Annotated in this window: 22 protein-coding genes and 1 pseudogene; 12 read left to right on the top strand and 11 right to left on the bottom strand. The window is 62.1% G+C overall.

Annotated features, from left to right (window positions below; translation table 11 throughout):
• Together ACYVOC_RS07190 and ACYVOC_RS07185 are read left to right on the top strand one after the other, a co-directional pair.
• Positions 1–283 (top strand): annotated as a pseudogene (locus ACYVOC_RS07190) (disulfide bond formation protein B); the annotation flags it as partial.
• Positions 280–936 carry a DsbA family protein gene (locus tag ACYVOC_RS07185; RefSeq protein WP_116005311.1) on the top strand — a complete coding sequence of 219 codons (657 nt, stop codon included), beginning with the start codon at positions 280–282 and terminating at the stop codon, positions 934–936. The pseudogene ACYVOC_RS07190 and the gene ACYVOC_RS07185, both read left to right, overlap by 4 nt.
• A gap of 23 nt (positions 937–959) precedes the next feature.
• Here ACYVOC_RS07185 and ACYVOC_RS07180 read toward each other — a convergent pair whose 3' ends face one another.
• Positions 960–3,476, bottom strand: a complete 2,517-nt coding sequence (locus ACYVOC_RS07180; RefSeq protein ID WP_255415518.1) for a heavy metal translocating P-type ATPase — start codon at positions 3,474–3,476, stop codon at positions 960–962.
• 97 nt (positions 3,477–3,573) lie between these two features.
• Here ACYVOC_RS07180 and cadR (ACYVOC_RS07175) point away from each other — a divergent pair, with 97 nt between their 5' ends.
• The gene (gene cadR / locus ACYVOC_RS07175) at positions 3,574–4,065 is read left to right on the top strand and encodes a Cd(II)/Pb(II)-responsive transcriptional regulator (RefSeq protein WP_116005313.1); all 492 of its coding nucleotides are present in this window, start codon (positions 3,574–3,576) and stop codon (positions 4,063–4,065) included.
• A gap of 3 nt (positions 4,066–4,068) precedes the next feature.
• On the opposite strand, the gene ACYVOC_RS07170 is transcribed toward cadR (ACYVOC_RS07175), so the two are convergent.
• Together ACYVOC_RS07170 and ACYVOC_RS07165 are read right to left on the bottom strand one after the other, a co-directional pair.
• Positions 4,069–5,406: a heavy metal sensor histidine kinase gene (locus tag ACYVOC_RS07170; RefSeq protein ID WP_116005314.1), complete on the bottom strand. Its 1,338-nt coding sequence runs from the start codon at positions 5,404–5,406 to the stop codon at positions 4,069–4,071.
• The gene (locus ACYVOC_RS07165) at positions 5,403–6,089 is read right to left on the bottom strand and encodes a heavy metal response regulator transcription factor (RefSeq protein ID WP_116005315.1); all 687 of its coding nucleotides are present in this window, start codon (positions 6,087–6,089) and stop codon (positions 5,403–5,405) included. Before ACYVOC_RS07165 ends, ACYVOC_RS07170 begins: the two co-directional genes overlap by 4 nt.
• Positions 6,090–6,245: 156 nt before the next feature.
• Here ACYVOC_RS07165 and ACYVOC_RS07160 point away from each other — a divergent pair, with 156 nt between their 5' ends.
• The 8 genes from ACYVOC_RS07160 to ACYVOC_RS07125 all read left to right on the top strand — a co-directional run bounded on the left by ACYVOC_RS07160 (position 6,246) and on the right by ACYVOC_RS07125 (position 15,517).
• The gene (locus tag ACYVOC_RS07160; RefSeq protein WP_116005316.1) at positions 6,246–6,590 is read left to right on the top strand and encodes a DUF4148 domain-containing protein; all 345 of its coding nucleotides are present in this window, start codon (positions 6,246–6,248) and stop codon (positions 6,588–6,590) included.
• Positions 6,591–6,632: 42 nt separating this feature from the next.
• Positions 6,633–6,992: a cation efflux protein, CzcI family gene (czcI, locus tag ACYVOC_RS07155; protein ID WP_116005317.1), complete on the top strand. Its 360-nt coding sequence runs from the start codon at positions 6,633–6,635 to the stop codon at positions 6,990–6,992.
• A 157-nt stretch (positions 6,993–7,149) separates the two neighbouring features.
• Positions 7,150–8,505: a TolC family protein gene (locus ACYVOC_RS07150; RefSeq protein ID WP_116005318.1), complete on the top strand. Its 1,356-nt coding sequence runs from the start codon at positions 7,150–7,152 to the stop codon at positions 8,503–8,505.
• A gap of 2 nt (positions 8,506–8,507) precedes the next feature.
• On the top strand, positions 8,508–10,118 hold the full coding sequence (locus tag ACYVOC_RS07145; protein ID WP_116005319.1) for an efflux RND transporter periplasmic adaptor subunit: 1,611 nt from the start codon (positions 8,508–8,510) through the stop codon (positions 10,116–10,118).
• Positions 10,119–10,133: 15 nt separating this feature from the next.
• Positions 10,134–13,319 (top strand): CusA/CzcA family heavy metal efflux RND transporter, encoded by a 3,186-nt coding sequence (locus ACYVOC_RS07140; protein ID WP_116005320.1) that lies wholly within the window; start codon positions 10,134–10,136, stop codon positions 13,317–13,319.
• Positions 13,320–13,379: 60 nt separating this feature from the next.
• Positions 13,380–13,760: a hypothetical protein gene (locus ACYVOC_RS07135; protein WP_116005321.1), complete on the top strand. Its 381-nt coding sequence runs from the start codon at positions 13,380–13,382 to the stop codon at positions 13,758–13,760.
• Between the two features lie 429 nt (positions 13,761–14,189).
• Entirely contained in the window at positions 14,190–15,122 is a 933-nt protein-coding gene (locus tag ACYVOC_RS07130) for a cation diffusion facilitator family transporter (RefSeq protein WP_116005322.1), read from the top strand.
• An 80-nt stretch (positions 15,123–15,202) separates the two neighbouring features.
• The gene (locus tag ACYVOC_RS07125) at positions 15,203–15,517 is read left to right on the top strand and encodes a hypothetical protein (RefSeq protein ID WP_116701318.1); all 315 of its coding nucleotides are present in this window, start codon (positions 15,203–15,205) and stop codon (positions 15,515–15,517) included.
• A 139-nt stretch (positions 15,518–15,656) separates the two neighbouring features.
• Here the strand turns inward: ACYVOC_RS07125 and ACYVOC_RS07120 are convergent, their stop codons facing one another.
• The 5 genes from ACYVOC_RS07120 to ACYVOC_RS07100 form a co-directional block, all read right to left on the bottom strand.
• On the bottom strand, positions 15,657–16,184 hold the full coding sequence (locus ACYVOC_RS07120) for a DUF4148 domain-containing protein (protein ID WP_116005324.1): 528 nt from the start codon (positions 16,182–16,184) through the stop codon (positions 15,657–15,659).
• Positions 16,185–16,282: 98 nt separating this feature from the next.
• Positions 16,283–16,654 carry a hypothetical protein gene (locus ACYVOC_RS07115; protein ID WP_116005325.1) on the bottom strand — a complete coding sequence of 124 codons (372 nt, stop codon included), beginning with the start codon at positions 16,652–16,654 and terminating at the stop codon, positions 16,283–16,285.
• Positions 16,655–16,877: 223 nt separating this feature from the next.
• Positions 16,878–17,375, bottom strand: coding sequence for a signal peptidase II (gene lspA / locus ACYVOC_RS07110; RefSeq protein ID WP_116005326.1), 498 nt, complete (start codon positions 17,373–17,375; stop codon positions 16,878–16,880).
• 175 nt (positions 17,376–17,550) lie between these two features.
• Positions 17,551–18,174 (bottom strand): phosphatase PAP2 family protein, encoded by a 624-nt coding sequence (locus ACYVOC_RS07105; RefSeq protein ID WP_116005327.1) that lies wholly within the window; start codon positions 18,172–18,174, stop codon positions 17,551–17,553.
• Between the two features lie 6 nt (positions 18,175–18,180).
• Positions 18,181–21,093 carry a heavy metal translocating P-type ATPase gene (locus tag ACYVOC_RS07100; RefSeq protein ID WP_116005328.1) on the bottom strand — a complete coding sequence of 971 codons (2,913 nt, stop codon included), beginning with the start codon at positions 21,091–21,093 and terminating at the stop codon, positions 18,181–18,183.
• A 94-nt stretch (positions 21,094–21,187) separates the two neighbouring features.
• On the opposite strand from ACYVOC_RS07100, the gene cadR (ACYVOC_RS07095) reads away from it, so the two are divergent.
• A complete protein-coding gene (cadR, locus tag ACYVOC_RS07095) occupies positions 21,188–21,586 on the top strand; it encodes a Cd(II)/Pb(II)-responsive transcriptional regulator (RefSeq protein ID WP_116005329.1) in 399 nt (132 codons plus the stop codon).
• Positions 21,587–21,588: 2 nt separating this feature from the next.
• Here cadR (ACYVOC_RS07095) and nadE read toward each other — a convergent pair whose 3' ends face one another.
• From nadE to istA, 3 genes are read right to left on the bottom strand one after another with little or no spacing between them, the layout of a single operon-like run.
• The gene (gene nadE / locus ACYVOC_RS07090; RefSeq protein WP_116005330.1) at positions 21,589–22,422 is read right to left on the bottom strand and encodes an ammonia-dependent NAD(+) synthetase; all 834 of its coding nucleotides are present in this window, start codon (positions 22,420–22,422) and stop codon (positions 21,589–21,591) included.
• A 56-nt stretch (positions 22,423–22,478) separates the two neighbouring features.
• The gene (gene istB, locus ACYVOC_RS07085) at positions 22,479–23,282 is read right to left on the bottom strand and encodes an IS21-like element ISThsp10 family helper ATPase IstB (RefSeq protein WP_116005331.1); all 804 of its coding nucleotides are present in this window, start codon (positions 23,280–23,282) and stop codon (positions 22,479–22,481) included.
• Positions 23,272–24,798: an IS21 family transposase gene (gene istA / locus ACYVOC_RS07080; protein ID WP_116005332.1), complete on the bottom strand. Its 1,527-nt coding sequence runs from the start codon at positions 24,796–24,798 to the stop codon at positions 23,272–23,274. Before istA ends, istB begins: the two co-directional genes overlap by 11 nt.
• Positions 24,799–24,806: the final 8 nt, after the last annotated feature.

Genomic DNA, 24,806 nt, shown 5'->3' with positions numbered 1-24,806 from the left:
CACCACCCCCGCGCCAGTGCTGGGTTTGCGTACCGCCAGTTATTGCACTGAAAACGAGGGGACCCCGCCCCTGGCGCTTGCAGGCGCGGCCGTAGCGGGCTACCACAGCCTTCTGGCTGCAGGCCTGGTTCCCAGGGCATGGGTTCCATGCGCTGTAGGCGTGTCCTGCGCCGATCAGAAGCTCGACTTTTTCTATGGCATTGAACTGCCCTGGCTTTCCTTGGCGGCGTTCATTGTCATCGCCGTTTCACTCTGTCTTTATCTGCGCAAAACAGCCAAATGATCCACCGCAAATACATCATCGCCCTCGTGCTGGGCGTCGCACTTGCAGCCTTCGCGGTCGGTGCGAGTCTCTACCAGAGCCATGTGACCAGCAACCAAGAGCAGCATGCCGCCGGGCAGTCTGAGCGGCTGGTGCGCATGCATTCGCCAGTCATCGGCCCCCGAGAGGCGCCCGTGACCATTGTCGAATTCTTCGATCCCGCATGTGAGACCTGCCGCGCTTTCTATCCGGTCGTGAAAGATCTCATGCAGCGGTATCCCTCCCAGGTACGGTTGGTCATCCGGTATGCACCGTTCCACCAGGGCTCGGGCGAGGTGGTCAAGCTGCTGGAGTCCGCGCGGCTGCAGGACAGGTACCTCGTGGTCTTGGAGTCCCTGCTGGCGGCACAGCCACAGTGGGCAGACCATGGAAATCCCAATCTGGCATTGGCCTACAGTGCGGCCGAGCAGGCAGGTCTGGACATGGCGAGAGCTCGGGCCGACATAGCATCGCCCACGCTGGAAGCGATGCTGCAGCAGGATGTGCAGGACCTGACTGCCCTCAAGGTCGACAAGACCCCGACCTTCTTTGTGAATGGGCGGCCGTTGCCCAGCTTTGGCGCCAAGCAACTGGCTGAGCTGGTAGCCCAGGAGGTCTCCAAGGCGGGCAAATAGGCATCGTGCGTCCCGGGCAATCGCTAGTGGGAATGGGCATGCTCCTTGGGCTGCGCAGGCTGGGTCTTCGCGGCAGGCTCGACCCGCGTGCCGCGAAGCAGGCGCAGTCCATTGCCCACCACCAGCAAGCTGGCCCCCATGTCCGCAAAAACGGCCATCCACATGGTCGCAGTGCCCACCACCGCCATCACCAGAAAAACGCTCTTGATACCCAGCGCCAAGGTGATGTTCTGCCAGAGAACGGCATGGGTGCGCTTGGACAGGCGCACGGTCTCGGCGACGCGCTGCAGGTCATCGTTCATGATGACCACGTCGGCCGCTTCCATCGCCGTGTCAGTCCCCGCACCGCCCATGGCAAAGCCGATGTCGGCCTGCGCCAGCGCCGGCGCGTCATTGATGCCATCGCCGGTCATACCGGTGGCGCCATAGCGCTTTTGCATCTCCTTGATGGCATCAAGCTTGGCTTCGGGCAGCAGATCCCCGCGGGCATCATCAATGCCGGCCTGTGCTGCGATGGCCTTTGCAGTGGCCGTGTTGTCGCCGGTCAGCATCACCGAGGTCACTCCCAGTGCCTTGAGATCGACGATGGCCTGCTTTGAGGTCTCGCGGATGGTGTCCGCTACCGCGAAGAGCGCCAGAACCCGCGAGTCGTCTGCCAGGAGGGTGACCGTGCGGCCTTGCTTTTCGTGGATGGCCAGCTCCGCCTCCAGGTCCGGTCCGCACAAGCCCTGCTCGTGAATCAGCCGGTGATTGCCCAGCACCAGGCGCGCACCATTGACCACGCCCTCGACACCGCGCCCGGGCAAGGCCTTGAAGTTCTCAGCCTCGGGGCCTTGTGCCTCCAGTCCCTGAACAATCGCCTTGGAAACGGGGTGATCGGAACGGGCCGCCAGGCTGGCGGCCATCTGCTGGATAGCGCCCTCATCGCCAGCGCCCCATACCTGCCACTTCACCAGCTTGGGTTTGCCCTCGGTGATGGTGCCCGTCTTGTCCAGCGCAACGGCTTTCAGGAGCCGGGCGTCTTCCAGGTAGGTTCCGCCCTTGATCAGGATCCCGCGGCGCGCTCCCGCGGCCAATCCGCTGACCACTGTGACGGGCGTGGAAATGACCAGAGCACACGGACAGGCGATCACTAGCAGCACCAAGGCCTTATATAGCGCCTCCAGCCAAGTCAGGCCCATCAGGAAAGGGGTCAGCACCGCTACCGCCACGGCAATGGCGAAGACAGCAGGGGTGTAGATCGAGGCGAAGCGGTCGACGAAGCGCTGCGTCGGTGCACGCGTGCCCTGCGCCTGCTCCACGGCCTGGATGATCCTGGCCAGGGTGGTGTTGCTGGACAAGGCAGTAACCTCAAACTCCAGTTCACCAGTCTCGTTGATGGTCCCCGCGAACACCTGGTCGCCAGGCGCCTTGTCCACGGGAATGCTCTCGCCAGTCACCGGCGCCTGGTTGATGGCCCCGTTGCCCTTGGTCACCTTGCCGTCCAGCGGCACCCGTTCGCCTGGCTTGATGCGCACGGTTGCTCCAATGGCCACCGAAGCCACCGGTGTAGCAGACCACGACCCATTTGCTCCCAGAACCAGTGCCTCTTCTGGGGCCAGTTCCAGCAAGCCCTTGATGGCGTTGCGGGCCCGGTCCACGGCTTTGGCCTCGATGAGTTCAGCAATCGCGTACAGGGCCATCACCATGGCAGCCTCAGGCCACTGACCGATGAGGAATGCGCCCGTGACGGCCACCGACATCAGCGCATTGATGTTGAGCTTGCCGCGCAGCAGTGCCGCAATGCCTTTTTTGTAGGTGTCGATACCCGCCAGCCAGATGGCCACGGCAGCGATGGCCATGCCGGCCACCTTCCAGGCCATCTGGTCGGGTGCAAAGAAGGAAAGGACCTCAGCCCCAGTCGCGAACACCAGCGCAGCCACCAACCGGGAAATGCCGCCTGCAAAACCATGTCCTTGGTCGTGGTCGTCGGCTGATGCACCCGCCTGTCCGCCGTCAGAACCGGCCACAGGCTGCGGATCGAAGCCCGCTTTCCGGATGGCGTCGAGTGCCAACGGGTAGGTGCTTTCCTCAGCGTCGATCTTTAGCGTCCGTGCGCCAAGCTGAAAACCCAGCGAGTGGATTCCATCCAGAGGCTCCAGCGCCCGGCGAATCTCCGCCTCCTCGGCACTGCAGTCCATGGTCGCAATGCGAAACACCCGGCCCTGGCCACCCTGGGTGCTTGCCGCAGTGGCGACCGGCTGTGGATCGAAGCCCGCCTTGCGGATAGCATCCAGCGCCAGGGGCAAGGCGCGATCGTCCGCATCGATCTTCAGCGTGCGCGCGCCGAGCTGAAAACCCAAGGACCTGATTCCCTCCAGAGGTTCCAGCGCCCGCCGGATCTCCGACTCCTCGGCGCTGCAGTCCATGGTGGGGATTCGGAACAGCGTGCCCTGGCCTGGGCTGCTTGCGGCGGCAGAAGCCGAGGCAACGGTACTGGAGCAGCCCGAGGAGCAGCAGGTGTCAACAACGCTGGAGGAAGTGCTGGTTTCTGTTTTCATGGCCTAATTGGAAACCCTGTAGTGACCTTAAAGTCAAGCGACTTTCGAGACGTCGCCGCCTTGTCCTACGTAAACCAGATTTTGCGAAGGACGCTTCATGAAAATCGGCGAACTTGCCAAGGCCACAGGCACGCAGACAGAGACCATCCGCTACTACGAGCGCGAGAACCTGCTGCCGATCGCGATGCGCACAGAAAGCAACTACAGGGTCTACGACAGCAGCCATGTCGAGCGCCTGGCCTTCATCCGCCATTGCCGCTGCCTGGACATGACGCTCGATGAGATCCGGGTGCTGTTGCATTTCAAGGACGCTCCGGATGAAAACTGCGGCGCAGTGGACGCGCTTCTTCGGGAGCACATCGGGCACGTGGTCTCTCGCATCCGGGAACTCCAGGCACTGGAGTCGGAATTGCGCAGCTTGCAACAACAGTACTCACCAGGCCATCCCGCCGGTGAGTGCGGCATCTTGGGCGGCTTGGCCAATGCGGCACTTCAACACAATCACATGCAGCCCAGCGAAGCCCACCCGCCAGGTGCTCATCATGATATTGGCGTGGCTCCGAGGCAGCGGGCCAACAAACGACGCTGATTTTCAGTGAGCGCGAATCTCTATCCCGACACTTGTCACTCCGTTCTCTGACCTGGCCACCGGCTTGCCCTGGTGCATGCGGGCAATCGCGCCCACGATGGCCAGGCCCAGGCCATGGTTGCTCTGCCCATGGCTGCGAGCAGGATCTGCCCGGAAAAACCGGTCAAACAGCTGGGGAAGTATTTCGGGATCGATGGTGTTGCCGTAGTTGGTGACGCTGATCAGCACGCGGTCCTCGTCAACAGTTCTCAAGTTGATCTGCACGATGGAGCCAGTGCTCGCGTAGCGGGTTGCGTTTCCCAGCAGGTTGGACAAAGCCCGGCGCAACAACGGCACGTCGAAGGTGCCATGCGCATCGCCGACTACTTTCGCGGTGAGACCCGCCTCGGCCAGCGCCGCCTCGTGGTAGTCCAGCACGTCGGCTGCCACCGATGCCAGGCTTGCCACGGGCACGCGACGCGCTCCCACGCCCCGATCCGCCTGGGACAGGAACAGCATGTCGTTGACGATACCGGTCAGGCGATGCAGCTCCTCCAGATTGGACGCCAGCACCTCGCGAATATCCGCCTGCTCGGGGCGCCGCAGCGCCAGTTCATTGTTGGCAATGAGCGTGGCCAAAGGCGTGCACAACTCGTGCGCCACGTCCGCATTGAAGCCCTCCATCTGGGAGTAGGCCTTTTCAATGCGAGCCAGGAGTGCATTGAACTGGTCGATCAGCGGCACGAGTTCAAGGGGCTGCTCCGCGCCATCGAGCCGCTGGTGGAGGTTGTCCGCCGAAACGGCGCGCGTCTGGCTGGCCAGTCTTCGAACGGGCGCCAGGCCCAGGTTGACCAGGGAGAAGCCGCCTAGCGAAACCACGACGGCCCCGCCAATGGCTGCCACCAGCAATGTGACTGCAAGCCGGTGCAGCAACTGGTTGTCGGTCTGGATGTCCAGCGACAGCTGGACGCGCAGACTCTTTGAGGGTGTCTGGCCTGCAGACTGCGCCACTTCGAACTGCCGCTGGCGCCAGACCGTCTTTTCATTCTGGTTGCGGGTATGGGCGTAGAGGACGGCCCCATCGGCCTGCGCTACTTCAAGCGAAAGATCTCCGTGCCCCACCAGGAAATCATCGAGCTTGTGAGCAAGGTCTTCCGAATCCCCGTGCTCCTTGCCGTCCGCCAGCAAGTGCCGGATGACGTTTTCCTTTTGCGCCAGCGTTTCCTCCTGTCGATCTCGGAAGTTGAATTCGGTCACCAGGTAGACGGCCAGACAGACCAGCCCGAGCCCGGCAAAGCTCTGAAGTGCCAGCCACCACGACAACCGCTGGCGCAATGAGCGATGTTGGACCAGGGCCTTCATCCGTTGCGCTCTTCCATGACGTACCCCATACCGCGGATGGTGTGCAGAAGCGCGGTGTCAAAGGGCACATCGATCTTGGTACGCAGGCGCCGTATGGCGACCTCCACCACGTTGGTATCGCTGTCGAAGTTCATGTCCCAGACCTGCTCGGCGATCTCCGTGCGAGACAGCACTTCTCCCTTCCTTCTCAGAAAAAGGGTCAGCAGCAGGAACTCTTTGGCAGTCAACTCCAAGCGCTGACCGCCTCGTGTCGCCTTGCGCCGCACCAGGTCGATCTCCAGGTCGGCCAAACGCAGTTGCGTGGGCTCTGCCGTGTCCCGTGCTCCGTGGCTACGCCTGAGCAGAACCTGGATGCGGGCGCTCAACTCGGAAAACGCAAAGGGCTTGACCAGATAGTCATCGGCACCCGTCTGAAGTCCGAGCACCCGATCCTCGACACTGACCCTGGCTGTGAGCATCAAGACAGGGGTCTGCCTGGTCTTGCGAAAGGCCGTCAGCAGGCTGAAGCCGTCGATCCCTGGGAGCATCGCGTCCAACACCAGCAGATCGTGGCCGCCTTCAAGGGCCATGTGCAGGCCGTCCACGCCGTTGTGGGCGACGTCCACCACATAGCCGACCTCTCCGAGGCCCTTGCGCAGGTACTCCGCCAGCTTGACTTCGTCTTCGATGAGCAGAATTTTCATGGTGCCATTCTCGAAGAATGCCTCCTGTTCGTAGATTACGAATTTGTCATCTGGCTGTTGGCGCCTTGTCGCGCGCCGATTTCTACAGTCCCACCGTGTCGAAAGGCATAGCCCGGGCAAGTCGCCGCTGGCTCATCCGAATCAAGGGACCACACCATGACCGTTCGCAAACCCCTCCCACTCTCCCTGATTGCCCTTGCCCTTGCCATTGCGGCCCCAGGCCTGGCATCTGCTTCGGCGCTCTACCATCCCGCCGGCGGTGAAGTGGGAATGACCACCCATCCCGACCACGTGCAAAGCAACATGTCCCGTGGCGACGTGCTCCGGTCGGTCGACGTCGCGCGCAAGGACGGTACGCTGGCGATCCTGTCACGGGGTGGTGCACTGCCTGTCAAGGCAACGGGCGGCTCCAAGACGCGTGAGCAGGTGCAGCAGGAATATCTGAACATGTCAGCCGCTGAAAAACAGCGCATCCAGGAACTGTACGGCTCGGGCGGCTGATCGTCACACGAAGTTTTCCGGACCGCGTGCTAGACTCAAAAAATGCGCCGCCTGATCGTCGTTTTTATGCTTGCATTGCTCCCGTTCCAGTTCAGCTGGTCCGCGGTGGCTGCTTATTGCATGCACGAGAACTCGACCGCCCAGGCGCAGCATCTGGGGCATCACGAACACAAGCACGAAGCCAAAAGCGGGATCGGCCAAGCCGACAAGACCGGCCAAGGCGCAGACATGTCCGATGTCGACTGCTCGGTTTGCCATGGTGCTGGCATCGGGGCCCTCAACTGGTCTTGTGCAAAACATCGCATCTGCCATGACAGCCGTGTGGACTCACCGTCAGGTGAGCGCTTGGCGGCTGTAACGCCCACCCCCCCCGACCGCCCACAGTGGCCCGTCCTCGCCTGATCGGCGGGGGCATCTCTCCTTCTTTCAGTCCTTCGTGTCCGCCTCCTGGCGGATGCAGTTGCGCTTGTCGCGGCTGCATTGACTGACGATTTGCCAGGCAGCTGCACGGTTGCCACCCCGCCGATTCCCTCGTGTTTTGAAACCACTGGAGAATCGGATGTTCAAGGGTATTTACCTTCAAGGAAAGCCGCACGCATGGCGCGGCCGCACTAAATTCAGGCTCGCGGCAGGTGCCGCGGCCATATTGCTGACCTTCTCGGGCGGGGCCTTTTCTCAGGGCACGTCGCAAGATCCAGTCGTTGGAGCACAGGATCCCCAGACTGCCGCGGTGTCTCCCGCTGGGCCTCTGTCGCTGGCCAAGGCCATCGAGTTGGCCTTGGAAGGGAATCCAGAGGTGGCTGCCGCTACGCGCCAGTTGGAGGCAACAGAGGGGCAGATTCTTCAAGGGCGTTCACGCCCCAATCCCGAGCTTGCCTACTCGCTGGAGGACGCACGGTCCAAAACACGTACGCAAAGCTGGCAGCTCAACCTTCCCGTGGAATTGGGGGGAAAGCGTGCAGCGCGTACCAAAGCGGCCGAAAAGTCACGCGAGCAGGCGGCGGCCCAGCTCGCTGAGCTGAAGGCGACCGTGCGGGCCAATGTGGCCGCAGCCTACTTCGATGTCCTGACGGCGCAGGAGCGATTGGCGCTCGCCAAAGACAGCGTGGCATTGGCCAAGTCGTCGACGGATACCGTGGCCAAGCGCGTAGCCGCTGGCAAGGTGTCACCTGTGGAAGAGTCCAAGGCCCGCGTTGCGGAAGCCGGCGTTCGCGTCGAGCTCGCCCAGGCAGCCAGCGAACAACGCAATGCACTGTCTCGCCTGTTTGCGCTGGTGGGACAGATCAACGCGCCGTTCACCGTCCTCGAGGGCAAAGCCGACAACCTTCCCGCGGTACCGCCCCTCGCCGATCTTCAGCCCTTGATATCTTCTTCGCCAGGCGTTGTCCTCGCCCGGATCGAGGTGGATCGGCGCCAGGCCCTGACTGAACTGGAGCAAAGCAAGCGCGTGCCCGATGTCACCGTCAGCGTCGGCATGCAGCGCAGCAACGAGACCCAACGCAACGTCCTGCTGTTTGGTGTCTCCGTGCCTCTGCCTGTGTTTGACCGCAACCAGGGCAACCTGCTGGAAGCGCTCAAGCTTGAGGACAAGGCCCGTGACGAGTTGCAAGGGGCCACGGTGCGCCTGCACAGCGAAGTGGCGCAGGCGCGCGAACGCCTTTCGACCATCACTGCGGAGATCCAGTCGCTGCAACAGGACGTCCTGCCCGGCGCGAAGTCGGCATACGACGCGGCCACCATTGGCTTCGAGAACGGAAAGTTCAACTTCCTGGAGGTGCTCGATGCCCAGCGCACCTACTTCACCGCCAAATCCCAGTACCTCAAAGCCCTGGGCGAGGCACACCGCGCGGCGGCGGATGTCGACCGCCTGCTCGGGGCCAGCACGGTTTCCGGCTTGATCGCAACGCACAACTGAGCATGACCATGAACACCAGCACATCCACCATCAGCAAAAAGCATCTCATCGCTATTGCCGTTGTCCTCGCGCTAGGGGTCGGGGCCGGAGCCTTCATCCTGCAAGGCGGCGGCAAGCCCAAAGCAGTCGCTGCCGAGGGCGATGGCCACGGCCACGGCAGCCATACCGAGGCCAAGGGGCACGGTGATGGAGAACACCACGGCAAGGGCGGTGAAAAAGGCCACGACGACGACAAAGGCCACGCCGATGGCGAGCACCATGAAAAGAGCCAGGCCAAGGGCCCCCACGGCGGTACCGTGTTCAAGGAAGGCGACTTCAGCCTGGAAGCGTTGCTGTCCGAAGACGGTGGCGAGCCTCGGCTGCGGATCTGGCTGTCCGACAAGGACAAGCCGCTCCCCCTGACCGCGGCAACGGTCACGGCAACAGTGACACGCCCGACAGACGACAAGCAGAAGCTGACGTTTGCCGCAGAAAAGGACAGCCTGGTCAGCCGCGAGATCGTGGCCGAACCCCACGCGTTCGACATCGAGATCATTGCGCAGACGGCCACCGAACCTTTCATGTTCGTGATGAGCAAGGAAGAGGGAAAGATCGAACTGACCGATGCCCAGATCAAGGCCGCCTCCATTACGGTGGACTCTGCGTCGGCAGCCAACATCAAGACGGCGCTGCTTTTGCCCGGCGAAATCCGGCTGAACGAGGACCGGACTTCGCACGTGGTTCCCCGTCTGGCGGGTGTGGTGGAGAGTGTCAGCGCCAGCCTGGGCCAGGTCGTCAAAAAGGGGCAGGTTCTGGCCGCCATCGCGAGCCCGACCGCTTCGGAGCAGCGCAGCGAGCTGCAGACGGCGCAAAAGCGCCTGGCGCTGGCCAAGACCACCTACGAGCGGGAAAAGAAGCTGTGGGAGCAAAAGGTCTCTGCCGAACAGGACTACCTGCAGGCCAGGCAGGCGTTGAGCGAAGCGGAGGTCGCTGTCGCCAACGCCAATCAGAAGCTCAGTGCGCTGGGCCTGTCCACCTCGTCCGTGTCCGGACTAAACCGTATCGAACTGCGCGCGCCCTTTGACGGCATCGTCATCGAGAAGCACCTGAGTCTTGGCGAGGCCGTCAAGGAAGATGCGGCGGTGTTCACCATCTCGGACCTTTCCACGGTGTGGGCTGAGATCAATGTTCCTGCAAAGGATCTGCCGTCGGTGCGGGTGGGCGAGAAAGTCACCATCAAGGCCACCGCCTTCGATGCCTCCGCCACGGGCACTGTCGCTTTCGTGGGCGCGTTGATCGGTGAGCAGACCCGTACCGCCAAGGCCCGCGTCGTTCTTGATAACCCCAAGGGCGCCTGGCGCCCCGGCCTGTTCGTCAATGTCGAGGTGGTGTCCGAAGAAACGGCAGCGCCTGTGACCATCTCGGCCGACGCAGTCCAGAACGTCGGAGAAAAGCCCGTGGTCTTCCTCAAGGTCGACGGCGGCTTCATCGCCCAACCTGTGAAGCTGGGCCGAAGCGATGGCAAGCGCATCGAGGTCCTGTCGGGCCTCAAGCCCGGCATGCCCTACGCCTCGACAGGCAGCTTCGTCGTGAAGTCCGAACTCGGCAAGGGATCTGCCGAACACACGCACTGATCCCGGAGCGCATACATGTTTGAAAAACTCATCCGATTCTCGATCGAGCAGCGATGGCTGGTGCTGCTGGCGGCCCTGGGCATGGCGGCGCTGGGCGTCTTCAGCTACCAGAAGCTGCCCATCGACGCGGTCCCCGACATCACCAACGTCCAGGTTCAGATCAACACCCAGGCCGCCGGTTATTCGCCTCTGGAGACCGAGCAGCGGGTCACGTATCCCATCGAGACAGTCATGGCCGGCCTGCCGAACCTGGAGCAGACCAGGTCGCTGTCACGGTACGGACTGTCGCAAGTGACCGTCATTTTCAAAGACGGAACCGACATCTATTTCGCGCGCCAGTTGGTCAATGAGCGCATCCAGGAAGCCAGAGACCGGCTGCCCGCCGGCATCACGCCAGCCCTGGGGCCCATCTCAACCGGTTTGGGCGAGATCTATCTGTGGACCGTCGAAACCAAGGATGGGGCCAGGAAGCCCGATGGAAGTCCCTACACCCCGACCGACCTGCGCGAGATCCAGGACTGGATCATCAAGCCGCAGCTGCGAAACGTTCCTGGCGTGACCGAAATCAACTCCATTGGCGGCTTTGCCAAGGAGTATCAGATCGCCCCCATCCCGGAACGACTTGCCTCGCTGGGCGTGACGCTGCAAGACGTCGTCACGGCACTGGACCGCAACAACGGCAACGTGGGCGCTGGGTATATCGAAAAGCGCGGCGAGCAGTACCTGATTCGTGCCCCTGGACAGGTCAAGTCGCTGGAGGACATTGGCAACGTGATCCTGAGCAGTGCCAACGGTGTCCCTGTGCGCGTGCGCGACGTGGCCGAGGTGGGCATTGGCCGGGAACTGCGAACGGGTGCCGCAACTGACAACGGGCGCGAGGTGGTTCTCGGCACGGTGTTCATGCTGATCGGAGAAAACAGCCGGACCGTCTCGCAGGCAGTGGACAAGAAGATGCTGGAGGTCAACAAGAGCCTCCCAGAGGGCGTGCACGCGGTGACGGTCTATGACCGTACCGTGCTCGTCGACAAGGCCATCAATACCGTCAAGAAGAACCTGCTGGAAGGCGCGGTACTGGTGATCGTGATCCTGTTCCTCTTTCTGGGCAATATCCGGGCCGCAGTCATCACGGCAATGGTCATCCCCTTGTCGATGCTCTTCACGTTCACCGGGATGGTCCACTACAAGGTGAGTGCCAATCTGATGAGCCTGGGGGCCCTGGACTTCGGCATCATCATTGACGGCGCTGTGGTGATCGTGGAGAACTGCGTTCGGCGGCTCGCCCATGCGCAGGCGCACCACGGCCGGCCGCTGACCCGGGCAGAGCGCTTTCATGAAGTGTTCCTGGCATCCCAGGAGTCACGCCGCCCATTGCTGTTCGGACAGCTCATCATCATGGTGGTGTACCTGCCTATCTTTGCGCTGACGGGCGTTGAAGGGAAGATGTTCCACCCCATGGCCTTCACGGTGGTCGCCGCCTTGGTGGGCGCGATGATCCTGTCGGTAACCTTCATCCCGGCAGCGGTGGCCCTCTTCATCGGCAATCGTGTCAGCGAGAAGGAAAACTTTCTGCTGGGCCACGCCAAGCGCCTGTACGGCCCCATGCTTGATCGCGTGATGGGCGCCAAGACGCTGGTTCTCACCATTGCCGCGGTTGCAGTGGTCCTGTGCGGATTGATCGCGACCCGCATGGGCAGCGAGTTTGTGCCCAACCTCAATGAAGGCGACTTCGCTATTCAGGCACTGCGCATTCCGGGCACCAGCCTTTCCCAGTCGGTGGCGATGCAGCAGCAGATCGAAAAGACGCTGAAAGCGAAGTTCCCCGAAATCGAGCGCATCTTCGCCAGAACTGGGACGGCGGAAATCGCATCGGACCCCATGCCGCCGAACATTTCTGACGGGTACATCATGCTCAAGCCGATGGATGAATGGCCCGAGCCTCGAAAGACCCGTGATGAACTGCTCGCTGCGATCCAGGAAGTCATTGGCAAGATCCCCGGCAACAACTACGAGTTCTCCCAGCCCATTCAGTTGCGCTTCAACGAGCTGATCTCAGGGGTGCGCAGCGACGTGGCAGTGAAGATCTTCGGAGACGACATGGACGTGTTGAACAAGTCCGCGGAAGAAGTCTCCGCCATGCTGCAAAAGATCCAGGGCTCCTCTGAGGTGAAGGTCGAGCAGACGACGGGCCTTCCGATGCTCACGGTGAACATTGACCGCCAGAAGGCAGCGCGCTACGGGTTGAACGTTGCCGACATCCAGGACACCGTGGCCACAGCCATTGGTGGTCGTGAGGCCGGCACCATGTTCGAGGGAGACCGCCGGTTCGATATCCTCGTTCGCCTGCCTGAGACGCTTCGCAACGACCTGGAAGGCATGAAGCGGCTACCCATACCGCTGCCGCGCTCTGCCGGTGCAACGGAAGCCAAGACGAACTTCATCCCGCTGGGTGAGGTCGCAACGTTCGAGCTGGCACCCGGCCCCAACCAGGTCAGCCGAGAAAACGGCAAGCGCCGCATCGTCGTGAGCACGAACGTGCGCGGGCGCGATGTGGGCTCCTTCGTGGCAGAGGCGGAGCAAGGTCTGGCGCAGATCAAGATCCCCACCGGCTACTGGACGAGCTGGGGTGGCACCTTTGAGAACCTGCAGTCGGCTACCAAGCGCCTGCAGATCGTTGTGCCGGTCTCCTTGCTGCTGGTCTTCGTGCTGCTGTTCGCGATGTTCGGCAATGCCAAGGATGGTCTGCTGGTCTTCACCGGCATCCCATTCGCATTGACAGGGGGCATTCTGGCCCTGTGGCTTCGGGACATCCCGATGTCCATCTCCGCAGCCGTTGGCTTTATTGCGCTGTCCGGGGTGGCGGTGCTCAACGGACTGGTGATGATTTCCTACATCCGCAGCCTGAGGGAAGGCGGCGTCGGCCTGGATGAAGCGATCCGGGATGGCGCCCTGACTCGGTTACGCCCGGTACTGATGACCGCCCTGGTGGCCTCGCTGGGCTTCATTCCCATGGCCATCGCCACAGGCACCGGCGCGGAAGTCCAGCGTCCTCTGGCCACTGTGGTGATCGGTGGAATTCTTTCATCCACGCTGCTCACGCTGCTCGTGCTGCCGATTCTTTACCGGCTGGCCCACAGGCCCGATGAAGAAGCCGAGGACGTGTCTGCCGAGCCCTCCCACCCGGACGCACCGAAGCCTGTGTAGTCGAAGACGGTCCCGCTGATCGCGGGACCTTCCCTTTTCTCCAACCCCAAAGGAACTGCCATGAAACTCTCCCACCTCATTCTCGCCCTCACGGTATCGATCTCTGGCGCAGCCATCGCGGCTGACAACCACGGCCACGACGTCAAACCGATGCACGGTGGTGCTGTGGCGGAAGCCAAGGACGTCGAGTACGAATTCGTCGCCAGTGCCGACAAGCTGCAGCTCTACATGCGCGACCACGGAAAACCCGTTGCCGTGGCGGGGATGACCGCCAAGGTCACCCTGCTGGCCGGCAGCGAGAAGCAGGAGGTTCAACTCCAAGCCGGTGAGGGCAAGTTGGAAGCCGCGGGTAGCTTCAAGGTCCCCGCTGGTACCAAAGCCGTGGTCGCCGTCTCGAAGGCCGGCAAGTCGGTCGCCTCGGTCCGCTTCACGCTGAAGTAACACCAACGCCGCCCGAAGCATCGCTCAAGTCCATGCGAACGACCCCGCAGTGGCGGGTCCGGACCGCCCCTCGGCGCTGTGCATGTCCTTGCCCTTAGAGGCAAAAAGGAGCGATCCATGTCAATGCAGGCGGCCCAGGGTGGGCTTTTCGCCAAGCTGTTCTGGATCTGGATCAGCTTGTTGGTCTCTGTGTTTGTGTTCTGGCGGCTGCGGCACATGTGGCTCAAGCGTCATCCCCCGATGGACGTTCGAACCAAGTACAGCCGGAGACTGGCCAAGAGACTGAGGGACCGGCAAATAACGCGCTTGAAGTGCCGAACCACGGGCAAGCCTCGGCATCGGCGACGTCATTGAGCGCCAAGGCCGGACGAGGACCGCGGACTGAACGCGGTCGATGACATCACCAGACTGAATCTGAGGAGACAGACCATGGGAAAAGGTTCCGACCACGCCTTGCCAGCGGCGGGAAACGAAAACGCATTGCGCTACGCGCTGATGCTCACCGGCGGCTTCATGCTGGCAGAGGTCATTGGTGGCGTCATGCTCAACAGCCTGGCTCTGCTGTCCGATGCCGCACACATGTTCACCGACGTGGCGGCGTTGGCCATTGCGCTGGCGGCCATTCGGGTCGGGCGCCGGGCTGTCGACGACCGGCGCACCTTTGGCTACCACCGATTTGAGATCCTGGCCGCCGCGTTCAATGCCTTGCTCCTGTTCGGTGTTGCGGCGTACATCCTCTATGAGGCGTGGCAACGCTGGAGCAACCCGCCGGCAGTTCAGACCACAGGGGTGCTGGTGATCGCTGTACTGGGCACGATCGTCAACCTCGTGAGCATGCGCCTTCTGTCCTCAGGCAAGGATTCCAGCCTCAATGTCAAAGGAGCCTACCTTGAAGTCTGGAGCGACCTGCTCGGCTCGATTGGTGTCATCGTGGGAGCGCTGGTCATTCTGTTCACAGGGTGGAACTGGGTCGACACCGTCATTGCCGTGGCCATCGGCTTGTGGGTGCTGCCGCGCACCTGGATCCTCCTGAAAGAGACGCTCAACATCCTGCTCGAAGGCGTCCCCGAAGGCATCGATCTGCCTCAGCTCAAGCGTGCGCTTCTGGACCTGCCAGGGGTGGCGTCTGTGCATGAGCTGCATGTCTGGGCGGTCAGCAGCGCCAAGACCAGTCTGAGCGCTCACGTCGTCTACAACCCGCAAGCGGCAGACCCTGCCACCATGCTGCACGCCGTCAACCAGATGCTGGCGAAGCAATTCGAGATCACCCACACCACCATCCAGTTGGAAACCCAAGCCTGCGGTACGGCTGCGGCCAGCGCTTCGAATGCTGGTGCGGATCACTGGAAAGCACCCGTGTGAATCCCGCTCGGACGACCACCCTCGGTTCCTGCTTTGCACAGGGCTGCGCAAACAGGTTGCGCCTGCCAGCGCTGTGTGTCGTGGCCTTGCTCGCCGCCGGCTGCGCCACCCCCGTGTATGAAAACTCGCTGCCGTGGGCGGAGGGTTGGCGCGTGGGAAAAATCAGCAGGATTGAAGCCACTGCTCAGGACCTGGCGTTCTACAAGCGCCGGTGCAAGACCGATCAGTTAGATCGTGCGCAAGAGCGGTTCGCCATTGTCCAGTGGAGAGAGGTGGGTCGGTCGCGCTGGACCGTTGCGCGTCTGCCTGCAGATGTAGCCGTGGTTGCTGGAGAGCCGGTCTACGTCAAGGTTTGGGATTGCTCGGCGGCCCTCGTCAAACGCGAGATGAATTAGAGCGCAGGCCAGCTCCAGTGGGTCGATTCAGATACCTAACCGGTCGCGCCCGGCGTGCACGAGTGAACGGCGCTGGGGCCCACCAGCAAGGAGCGTGAGGGTGGGCCAGCCCAGCGCGACTGGGCTCAGGATCTGATGTTCAGAGATCGCGACCATTGGAGTGGCCCGAGTGCGCGGCCGTCGAGCCCGCGTGGTGCTGGTGGTATTGGCCAGGGTAGATTTCATTGAGCTTGCGGCCGTCCTCGCCAGCGGCCATCAGGTCCCCGGTGTGGATGGCCTCTGCCAGTTCCTCCTTGACCTGCTCGCGTGTCTTGCCGGCTTGCGCCATCTTGGACGGATACAGGTTGGGCTGCAGTTCATTGAACCGTGATCCGGATTCCCCGGCGGCAAGCATGTCACCGCTGCGAACGGCCTGCTCCAGTTCCGCCCGCACCTGGTCCCGGGTCTTGCCCAGCACCGGGGTCTTCAACTGGTAGCCACCGGCGCTGAGCTCACTGACTTTGGCGCCGATTTCCCCGCCGGCCATGATGTCGCCGCTGCGCAGGGCTTGCGATAGCTCGGCTTTGACCTCCTCGCGGGTCTTGGACTGGACACCATGGCTGGCATCGAAAGCGAATGCAGGGGCTGCGCTCAGCGCGAAAATGATGAGGGTGGTCTTGAGTTTCATATTGGTCCTTGAGGTCAATGCTTGGAAGCGAAAAATGGTGCCTTGGATAGGCAGGGTGGAATGAACGGCGTGTGCCAGGCCCGAAGGCCCTCAGCAACTCATGGAGCTTGGTGGGCTTCGACCCAGCCGATCTCGCCGCCCAGGTCGCGCACCCCATTCGCAGTGGCGGGGCGCTTTTGAGCCGCTTGCAGTTCATCGAGAACTTGCTGCCGGCTCTTCGTTGACACGGGCGCTTTGACCAGCGGATAGGTGGCGGGGTAGCCACGGCTGATCCAGTGCAATGAGCCATCTTGCTGGGCAACGAGCACGTTCTTTTGTACGTCTTCTCGGCTGACAGCGTTGCCCAGGTGGGATGGCACGAAAGAGACACCTTCTTCCTGGGTAGGGCTGGTGTGATACACGGTCGAAGCGAGGGAGGCCGTAGCGGCGGTCGCCAAGCCGAGTGCGATGAGGGCGAAACGAACTTTCATGGGGTCTCCTTGAGCACTGAACTCCCGTTTGGGAATTCAGGAGATGCAACCTTTTTTGCACCACGGAGACAAGGTTAGAAATCTGCCGCCCGCGTGGCGCTGACCGCAGCATTACAGTTTTGAAAGGACACACTTAAAAAATTGGGGAGAGGTTTGATTCGCGCCCCCTTCTTGGTGGAGGGACCGAGGCAAGCATGAATAAACCATCCATGGCGCGCGTGGTTTACCGTGGCTCTTTCGCTGCGGCAGGACGTTCCCCGCTCATCAGCGAGAGAAGCACCAGAGCCATTGCTCCCCCCACGATGGCCATGTCTGCGATATTGAAGGCAGGCCAGTGCCATCCGCGCAGGTGAAAGTCCAGATAGTCAATGACTTGACCCCGCACCGCCCGGTCGAATGCGTTGCCCACTGCGCCGCCAAGGATGAGACTGTAAGAAAGCCCTTCCAGTTTCCGCAGTGGGCTGTACAGCTGCAACGCTAGCCAAGCTGACACCGCGAGGGCAATCGCGAGAAAGAACCACCGCTGCCAGCCACCAGCGCCGGCGAGGAAACTGAACGCCGCGCCGGGATTGAGGACATGAACCAAATTGAAGAATGAAGTGACCTCATGCGACCATCCTGATGGGGTCCTCGCGTCGATATAGCTCTTGGCAGCCTGATCGGCGAGAAACACAATGATTGCGAGTGCATACCACTGCATTCTTTTCGGCGGGAGATTCATATAAGTTAACTTGGGTTGAAGGCTTCACGCACAGCTATCGCAGGAGCGAGAGGGGGGCTGATGCTATCTTCGCTGGTGCTGGTAGCGCCAAAGGGAGGATAAGTTCGAAGCGAACCAGATCGGCCACATTTGCGCAGCACTGCCAGACTCCGACGGCGCCCAGTAAAAGCGTCATCTACCATCTCGGTCCTGTGATCGGCAGACTTCGTGCCAAGCGCCGAGCCCAAGGGTGCGCAGCCGCAGCGCACGCCCCGCCCAACACAAGGCCTGCGATCACGTCCATCGGAAAATGCGCGCCCAGTACGATACGCGACCACCCGACTGCGGCTGCGAACAACAGCAAGCCAATCCTGCCCGCCAAGCCCAGCGCAGGCCAAAGTGCTGCCGCTAGGACCCCGGCGTAGACCGAGTGGCCGCTGGGCATGGTGTATCGGCTGTCAGGTGCAGAGTGGGCCCGGTAGACTGCATCGCCCAAGAGCACGAACGGACGCGGCAGCGCGAAGACCGCCTTGAAAATGGCTGCGCCAATGAATCCAAGCGCCAGTCCAAGCGCAAATCTGTACAACGTCACGTCGAATGGAATTGATCCTTCCCGGCCACGCATTCGCTGCCAAACCAGCATCAGTGCCACTACGCCCGGCGCGCCCCAGAAGCTGCCGACTACGCTCAAGATCTCGTGCAACAAGATCCAGTCGTTTGGCAGGGCACGTTGGATGGACAGGAAGAGATCCATGTTGGCGCCGCCCCATTCATACAGCCAGTGTCTTGTCCACTGCGTCAAGTCGTCAGGCGCCAGCATGAGGCGTCAGGCCGTCTTGAGTTTGAGCAGGCGCAGGCCGTTGAAGACGACGAGCATGCTGGCTCCCATGTCCGCGAACACTGCCATCCACATCGTTGCATGGCCCGTGAACGTCAGCGCGAGGAAGACCGCCTTGATGCCCAACGCCAGCACGATGTTCTGCGTCAGTATCGAGGCGGTCGTGCGCGACAGGCGGATGAACGTCGGGATCTTGCGCAGGTCGTCGTCCATCAGAGCGACGTCTGCCGTTTCTATGGCAGTGTCGGTACCGGCCGCACCCATGGCGAAGCCAATGTCGGAACGCGCGAGCGCCGGCGAATCGTTGATGCCGTCGCCCACCATCCCGACTTGGCCCTCACCGCCGATAAGGCTCTCGATGGTCTTGAGCTTGTCTTCGGGCAATTGGTCGCCACGGGCTTCAGAGATCCCGACCTGGGCCGCGATGGCGTCAGCTGTGTACTGATTGTCCCCGGTTAGCATCAGCGTGCGCACGCCGAGCGCTTGCAGGTCGGCCACGGCTTCACGGCTGGTTTCCTTCACCGTGTCGGCGACAGCGAAGATGCCGAGCACGGTGCTCTCATTCATCAGCAGGATGGCTGTCTTGCCTTGGCGCTCAAGGCCTTGAAGCTGCGATTGCAAAGCAACCTCGCTGAGGCCGAGCTCATTTGCGAGACGGTGATTGCCCATCTGCAGCATTCGGCCGTCAATGCGTCCACGCACGCCGCGCCCCGGCAGGGCCGAGAAGTCGTCGACTTCGTGCAGCGAGACGCCGTCCCGGTTTGCCTTGCGGGCAATGGCTTGGGACACCGGATGGTCTGAACGCGTAGCAAGGCTAGCAGCCCAGGCGGCTACCTGCTGGGCATCGCCGATCAGCGGCAGGAAGTCGGTCTGCTCGGGCTTGCCATGGGTGAGCGTGCCGGTCTTGTCCAGCGCCAAGGCCTTGAGTTTGCGCCCGCCCTCCAGATACACGCCACCCTTGATAAGGATGCCGCGCCTGGCGGCTGCGGCGAGACCGCTGACGATCGTGACGGGGGTTGAGATCACCAGCGCGCAGGGGCACGCGATCACCAGCAGCACCAGCGCCTTGTAGATCCAGTCGAACCACTCGCCGCCAAAGCCTAGCGGTGGAACGACCGCGACAAGCACGGCCACCACGAACACTGCCGGGGTGTAGATCCGCGCGAATTGGTCGACGAAGCGCTGCGTGGGCGCGCGGCTGCCCTGCGCCGACTCAACCGCATGGATGATGCGCGCAAGCGTCGAGTCGCTTGCGCCAGCGGTCACTTGGTACTCGAAGGAGCCGGTCTCGTTGATGGTGCCCGCGAACACCTGGTCGCCTTCCGCCTTCTCGACGGGGAGGCTCTCACCCGTGATGGGGGCCTGATTGATGGCCGAGCGGCCTGAGGTGATGAGACCATCCAGCGCAATGCGCTCGCCTGGACGCACCCGGACCACCGTGCCCTTGGCGATCTGCTTGGCTGGCAGTTCTGCCCACGAGCCGTCAGCCTGCCTCACGATTGCTGTCTCTGGTGCCAGGTCCATCAGTCCGCGAATCGCATTGCGCGCGCGGTCCAGCGACTTTGCCTCGATTACCTCGGCCAGCGCAAAGAGGAACATGACCATGGCCGCCTCGGGCCAGTGGCCGATCACCATGCCGCCCGTGACCGCAATTGACATCAGGGCGTTCATGTTCAGGTTGTGGTTTTTCAGGGCGATCCACCCCTTCTTGTAGGTGCTTAGGCCGCCAGTGAAGATCGAGACCAGGGCCAGCACGATCACGGCCCAATGGTTCCCATCGTTGACCCAGTAGACGCCTTCAGCGAGCACTGCCGCAATGCCGGATACGGCCATCGGCAACCAGCTAGTCTTGTGCGCTGGAACCAGGGGATCGCGCGGCTCGTCGGTCTTCTGCACCTCGGTTTCCATGCCCAGGGACTCGATGGCTTCGATGGCTGGCTGGATCGCGTCAGGCGAGTGCTGGACTGTGAGCGTACGCTGCATCAGGTTGAAATCCAGGCCTTGCACACCCGGCAGGCCTTGCAGCTTGCCGCGGATCAGGCTTTCCTCCGTCGGGCAGTCCATCTTGGCGATGCGCAGCCGTGTAGTGACTGTTTGCAGGTCCTGCCGCTCGGCCTTCATGCCTATGGAAACGAGCGCCTTCTCGATCGACTGCGTGGAGGTCAGCGTATGCTGCACACCCAGCACCCGTTGCATCAGGTTGAAGTCCAGGGCAGTCACGCCTGGCTCCTTGCTCAGGCGGTTGCGGATCAACGCTTCCTCCGTTGGGCAATCCATGTTCTCAATCCGGTACGTCACGCGCTCTCCGGCAGGCGTCTCCGAAATCGGGACGGTCGGCAGTGGCTTTTGTATCGAGGACTCGACCATTGGCTCGGTTGCCGCCGGCCTCGCGAGACTGGCGGGCTTTTCTTGCGCACGCATGCCAATGGAATCCAGGACCTGCTCCATTTGCGCGCGTGCCTCGGCGAGGTGCTTCACCGACAAGGTGCGTTCAGCCAAGTTAAAACCCAGGTCCTGGACCCCCTCAACCGTGCCCAGGTGCGAGCGGATGAGTTTCTCCTCGTTCGGACAGTCCATGTTTTCGATGCGGTAGGTGGTCAGCACCGAGGCATCTCGGAGAGCCTTAGCCTTCATTCCCACGGAGTGCAGCGCTTGCTCCAGATTCTCGACCGTGACCAACCTGTGCGAAACGGTCAGCTTGCGCTGTGGGAGATCGAATTCCAGCCGCTCGACGCCGGTCATGCCCTCCAACGTACGCCGCACCAGCGCTTCCTCGTTGCGGCAGTCCATGTTGCTTACATGGAAAACAGTGCTCTCAGTGCTGGCTTGTTCTCCGGCGCAGTTCGCCGGTTGGCCACTGCCGCCCGAGCATCCACATGAATTGGAAATATCATTGTTCATAAATAGTTCACTGTTCGTTGGCAGAGGATTTCCCCGCATGCCTTAATTAAAAAATCTCTAGTTGGTATAGAGTCAAGCTTTACGGAGGACAACCATGCTACGGATCGGTGAACTGGCCAAAAGGGCGGACTGCCTGGTGCAGACGGTGCGCTTTTACGAATCCGAGGGCTTGCTGCTAGAGCCTGCGCGCAGCGAAGGCAATTTCAGGTTGTATGACGATGCCCATTTGCGACGCTTGCTTTTCATCCGCCGCTGCCGTGCCAAGGACATGACTTTGGGGGAGATCCGGCAATTGTTGAGTTTTCGGGATCGGCCTGAGCTCGATTGCAGTGAGGTGAATTCGCTGGTGGACTCCCATATCGCCCAGGTGCGGGCCAAGATCAAGGAGTTGAGGGAGCTTGAGCGCGAGCTGACGGATCTGCGGCGCTCCTGTTGCACCGCCCGCACGGCGCGCGAGTGCGGCATTCTCAACGGCTTGGCCGAACCAGCCTGAACTCAAGCCGCGCGCTGGTAAGCCGGGACGGCAGGTAGCGCCCGTTTGTGGGCCGTGCGGCGGTAGGTTTGCAGGATAGCCTCAGCACTGGCCGGGGCGATCTCCCTGCATTCCAGAAAGTCGTCAATCGCGTCGTAACTAACGCCCAGCACTGCCTCATCGGGGCGAAGTGGCCGCATGGTTTCTAAATCGGCAGTGGGAACTTTGTACGCTAGCTTCTCGTCTCCTCCAAGTGCCAAGGCCATTGATCGAACGCGACGCTTTGTGAGACCGCCCAACGGACTCAGGTCGAACCCCCCGTCGCCAAACTTGGTGAAGAAGCCCATCACCGCTTCAGCGGCGTGGTCAGTACCGACCACCAGCCCGCCAGTAGCGCCTGCAACAGCGTACTGGGCGATCATGCGCTGGCGCGCCTTGATGTTGCCGAGTACGAAATCTGCCTGCCACTGGTCATTGAATGTTAGGCCTCCGACCTTCAGCTGCGCGAGCATTGCGTCAGCTGCCGGCTTGATATCTATCGCTAGCGTCTCATCCGGATCGATGAAGGTCAACGCGCGCTGGGCGTCTGCATGGTCGGCCTGCACACCATATGGCAGCCGCATCGCGATGAAGCGGACTGGCATCCCCGAGGAGCGTAACTGCTCCGCCGCGAGCTGGCACAGGCGCCCGGCGACGCTCGAGTCCACCCCCCCGCTAATCCCCAGCACAAAAGATCCTGCGCCGGCGCGGCGCGCGTAGTCCATGAGGAACTGCGTGCGCCTGGTGATCTCTGCAGACACATCGAAGCGCGGATCAATGCGCAGTTCGGCAGCAATGCGATGTTGATTTCCATGCAAAGCTGACCCACCATTTCCATCGAATCTTGACCCACCCTGATTCGTGAACTTCACGCTCACGTTGTGGATAAGTTCTTGGTCGCCTTCTCCTTCTTGGTGGTCTGTGGTGGTTGCTGTGCGGAGCTATTCTTGAACCGGTAGCTGTCATTGCCGGTCTCAAGAATATGGCAGTGATGCGTGAGCCGGTCGAGCAATGCCGTGGTCATCTTGGCATCCCCGAACACACTGGCCCACTCGCTGAAGCTCAGGTTGGTGGTGATCACGACGCTGGTGCGCTCGTAGAGTTTGGACAGCAGGTGGAACAGCAAGGCGCCTCCTGATGCACTGAACGGCAGGTAGCCCAGCTCATCCAGGATCACCAGATCCACATATGCAAGCCGGTGGGCCATCTGCCCTGTCTTGCCTTGGGCCTTCTCTTCTTCCAGCGCATTGACCAACTCTACCGTGGAGAAGAACCGCACCCTTCGGTGATGGTGTTCAATGGCTTGCACTCCGAGGGCTGTGGCAATGTGGGTCTTGCCTGTGCCCGGCCCGCCCACCAGCACCACGTTGTTGGCGTTCTCCAAGAATTCGCAGCGGTGCAGCTGGCGCACCAGTGCTTCGTTCACTTCGCTGTGACTGAAGTCGAAGCCTGCCAAGTCCCTGTATGCGGGGAACCTGGCTACCTTGAGCTGGTAGGCCACCGAGCGCACCTCCCGCTCGGCGGTCTCGGCCTTGAGCAACTGGGACAGGATGGGCTGTGCTGCATCGAAGGCTGGCGCACCTTGCTCAGCCAGTTCCGCAACTGCCTGGGCCATGCCGTGCATCTTGAGCTCGCGCAGCATGATCACGATGGAAGCGATGGCGGGGTCATGACGCATAGCGCACCTCTCTCAATTGGTCATAGCGAAGCACGTTGGCCTGGGGTTCCACAGACAGCTTGAGGGCCTGGGGCGATGTGACCGGTGCTGGAGCGGGCTTGCCGTCCAGCAGCCGGTGCAGCACGTTCAGGATATGGGTCTTGCTGGCAGCCCCAGACTCCAGGGCCAGTTCCACTGCGGCGAGCACGGCCTGCTCGTCGTGATGCAGCACCAGTGCCAGCACCTCCACCATCTCCCGGTCGCCACCGGGCTGCTTCAAGAGGGCGGTCTGCAGCCGTTTGAAGGCCACTGGCAGTTCCTGGAAGGGAGCGCCATTGCGCAATGCCCCGGGCTTGCGCTGCAGCACCGCCAGGTAGTGGCGCCAGTCATAGACGGTCTGCCCAGCGCCATGGTGGTTGCGCTCGATCAGGCGCTGGTGTTCACAGATGATCTGGCCTTCGGCAGCGACCACCAGGCGGTCCGCGTAGACCCGCAGGCTCACAGGCCGGTTGGCATACGGCGCCGGCACGCTGTAGCGATTGCGCTCGAAGTGGACCAAGCAGGTGGGTGAGACGCGCTTGGTGTGCTCCACAAAGCCATCGAAGGGCCGGGGCACAGGCATCAAGGCTGCCCGCTCCTCGGCCCAGACGTCCGCGACGGTGCCAGCCAGCTTGCCATGCTCGATCTCGTGCCACAGCGCCACGCAGCGCTCCTCAAGCCAGGCATTGAGATCGGGCAGGCTTGGGAATGGCGGCACCACCTGCCACAGGCGATGGCGGGCATCGCGCACGTTCTTCTCCACCTGGCCCTTCTCCCAGCCCGAGGCCGGGTTGCAGAACTCGGCCTCGAACAGGAAGTGACTCACCATGGCCGCAAAGCGCGCATTGACGTCGCGCTCCTTGCCACGGCGCACCCGGTCTACAGCGGTGCGCATGTTGTCGTAGATGCCTCGGCGGGGCACACCGCCCAGCACGACGAACGCATGGTTGTGGGTATCGAACAGCATCTCGTGCGTCTGCAGAAGATAGGCGCGCAGGTAGAACGCCCTGCTGTGACTGAGTTTGAAGTGAGCCACCTGCAGCTTGGTGCGCACACCTGCGAGCACTGCCCAGTCCTCGCTCCAATCGAATTGGAACGCCTCGCCGGGGCCGAAGGCCAAAGGCACAAAGGTGCCGCGGCCGGTGGTCTGCTGGGCCACCAGGCGTTGTTCTTGCCAGAGGCGGACAAAGGCCGCGACCCGGTTGTAGGAGCCGGTATAGCCCAGCGCCTGCAGATCGGCGTATATCTGCTTGACGGTACGCCGCTGCTTACGGGATCGGCCAGCTTCCGTCTTGAGCCAGCCCGAGAGCTTCAAGGCAAAGGGATCGAGCTTGGAAGGGCTGACCCGCTTGGCATAGTGCGGCTCGGCCTCGCCTGCGCGCAGGTACTTGCGGATGGTGTTGCGCGAGAGGCCCGTGCGGCGGGCGATCTCCCTGATGGACAGCTGCTCTCGCAGGGCCCAGCGCCTGATGACACTCAGTGTTGCCACGTCTATCACTCCTGGTC

This window comes from Simplicispira piscis (genome assembly GCF_054783455.1).
This window is presented reverse-complemented; position numbering and strand designations above follow the sequence as displayed.

Coding starts and splice junctions, on each gene's coding strand:
- ACYVOC_RS07185 (WP_116005311.1), top strand. CDS start 280: ATGATCCACCGCAAATACATCATCGCCCTCGTGCTGGGCGTCGCACTT.
- ACYVOC_RS07180 (WP_255415518.1), bottom strand. CDS start 3,476: ATGAAAACAGAAACCAGCACTTCCTCCAGCGTTGTTGACACCTGCTGC.
- cadR (WP_116005313.1), top strand. CDS start 3,574: ATGAAAATCGGCGAACTTGCCAAGGCCACAGGCACGCAGACAGAGACC.
- ACYVOC_RS07170 (WP_116005314.1), bottom strand. CDS start 5,406: ATGAAGGCCCTGGTCCAACATCGCTCATTGCGCCAGCGGTTGTCGTGG.
- ACYVOC_RS07165 (WP_116005315.1), bottom strand. CDS start 6,089: ATGAAAATTCTGCTCATCGAAGACGAAGTCAAGCTGGCGGAGTACCTG.
- ACYVOC_RS07160 (WP_116005316.1), top strand. CDS start 6,246: ATGACCGTTCGCAAACCCCTCCCACTCTCCCTGATTGCCCTTGCCCTT.
- czcI (WP_116005317.1), top strand. CDS start 6,633: ATGCGCCGCCTGATCGTCGTTTTTATGCTTGCATTGCTCCCGTTCCAG.
- ACYVOC_RS07150 (WP_116005318.1), top strand. CDS start 7,150: ATGTTCAAGGGTATTTACCTTCAAGGAAAGCCGCACGCATGGCGCGGC.
- ACYVOC_RS07145 (WP_116005319.1), top strand. CDS start 8,508: ATGACCATGAACACCAGCACATCCACCATCAGCAAAAAGCATCTCATC.
- ACYVOC_RS07140 (WP_116005320.1), top strand. CDS start 10,134: ATGTTTGAAAAACTCATCCGATTCTCGATCGAGCAGCGATGGCTGGTG.
- ACYVOC_RS07135 (WP_116005321.1), top strand. CDS start 13,380: ATGAAACTCTCCCACCTCATTCTCGCCCTCACGGTATCGATCTCTGGC.
- ACYVOC_RS07130 (WP_116005322.1), top strand. CDS start 14,190: ATGGGAAAAGGTTCCGACCACGCCTTGCCAGCGGCGGGAAACGAAAAC.
- ACYVOC_RS07120 (WP_116005324.1), bottom strand. CDS start 16,184: ATGAAACTCAAGACCACCCTCATCATTTTCGCGCTGAGCGCAGCCCCT.
- ACYVOC_RS07115 (WP_116005325.1), bottom strand. CDS start 16,654: ATGAAAGTTCGTTTCGCCCTCATCGCACTCGGCTTGGCGACCGCCGCT.
- lspA (WP_116005326.1), bottom strand. CDS start 17,375: ATGAATCTCCCGCCGAAAAGAATGCAGTGGTATGCACTCGCAATCATT.
- ACYVOC_RS07105 (WP_116005327.1), bottom strand. CDS start 18,174: ATGCTGGCGCCTGACGACTTGACGCAGTGGACAAGACACTGGCTGTAT.
- ACYVOC_RS07100 (WP_116005328.1), bottom strand. CDS start 21,093: ATGAACAATGATATTTCCAATTCATGTGGATGCTCGGGCGGCAGTGGC.
- cadR (WP_116005329.1), top strand. CDS start 21,188: ATGCTACGGATCGGTGAACTGGCCAAAAGGGCGGACTGCCTGGTGCAG.
- istB (WP_116005331.1), bottom strand. CDS start 23,282: ATGCGTCATGACCCCGCCATCGCTTCCATCGTGATCATGCTGCGCGAG.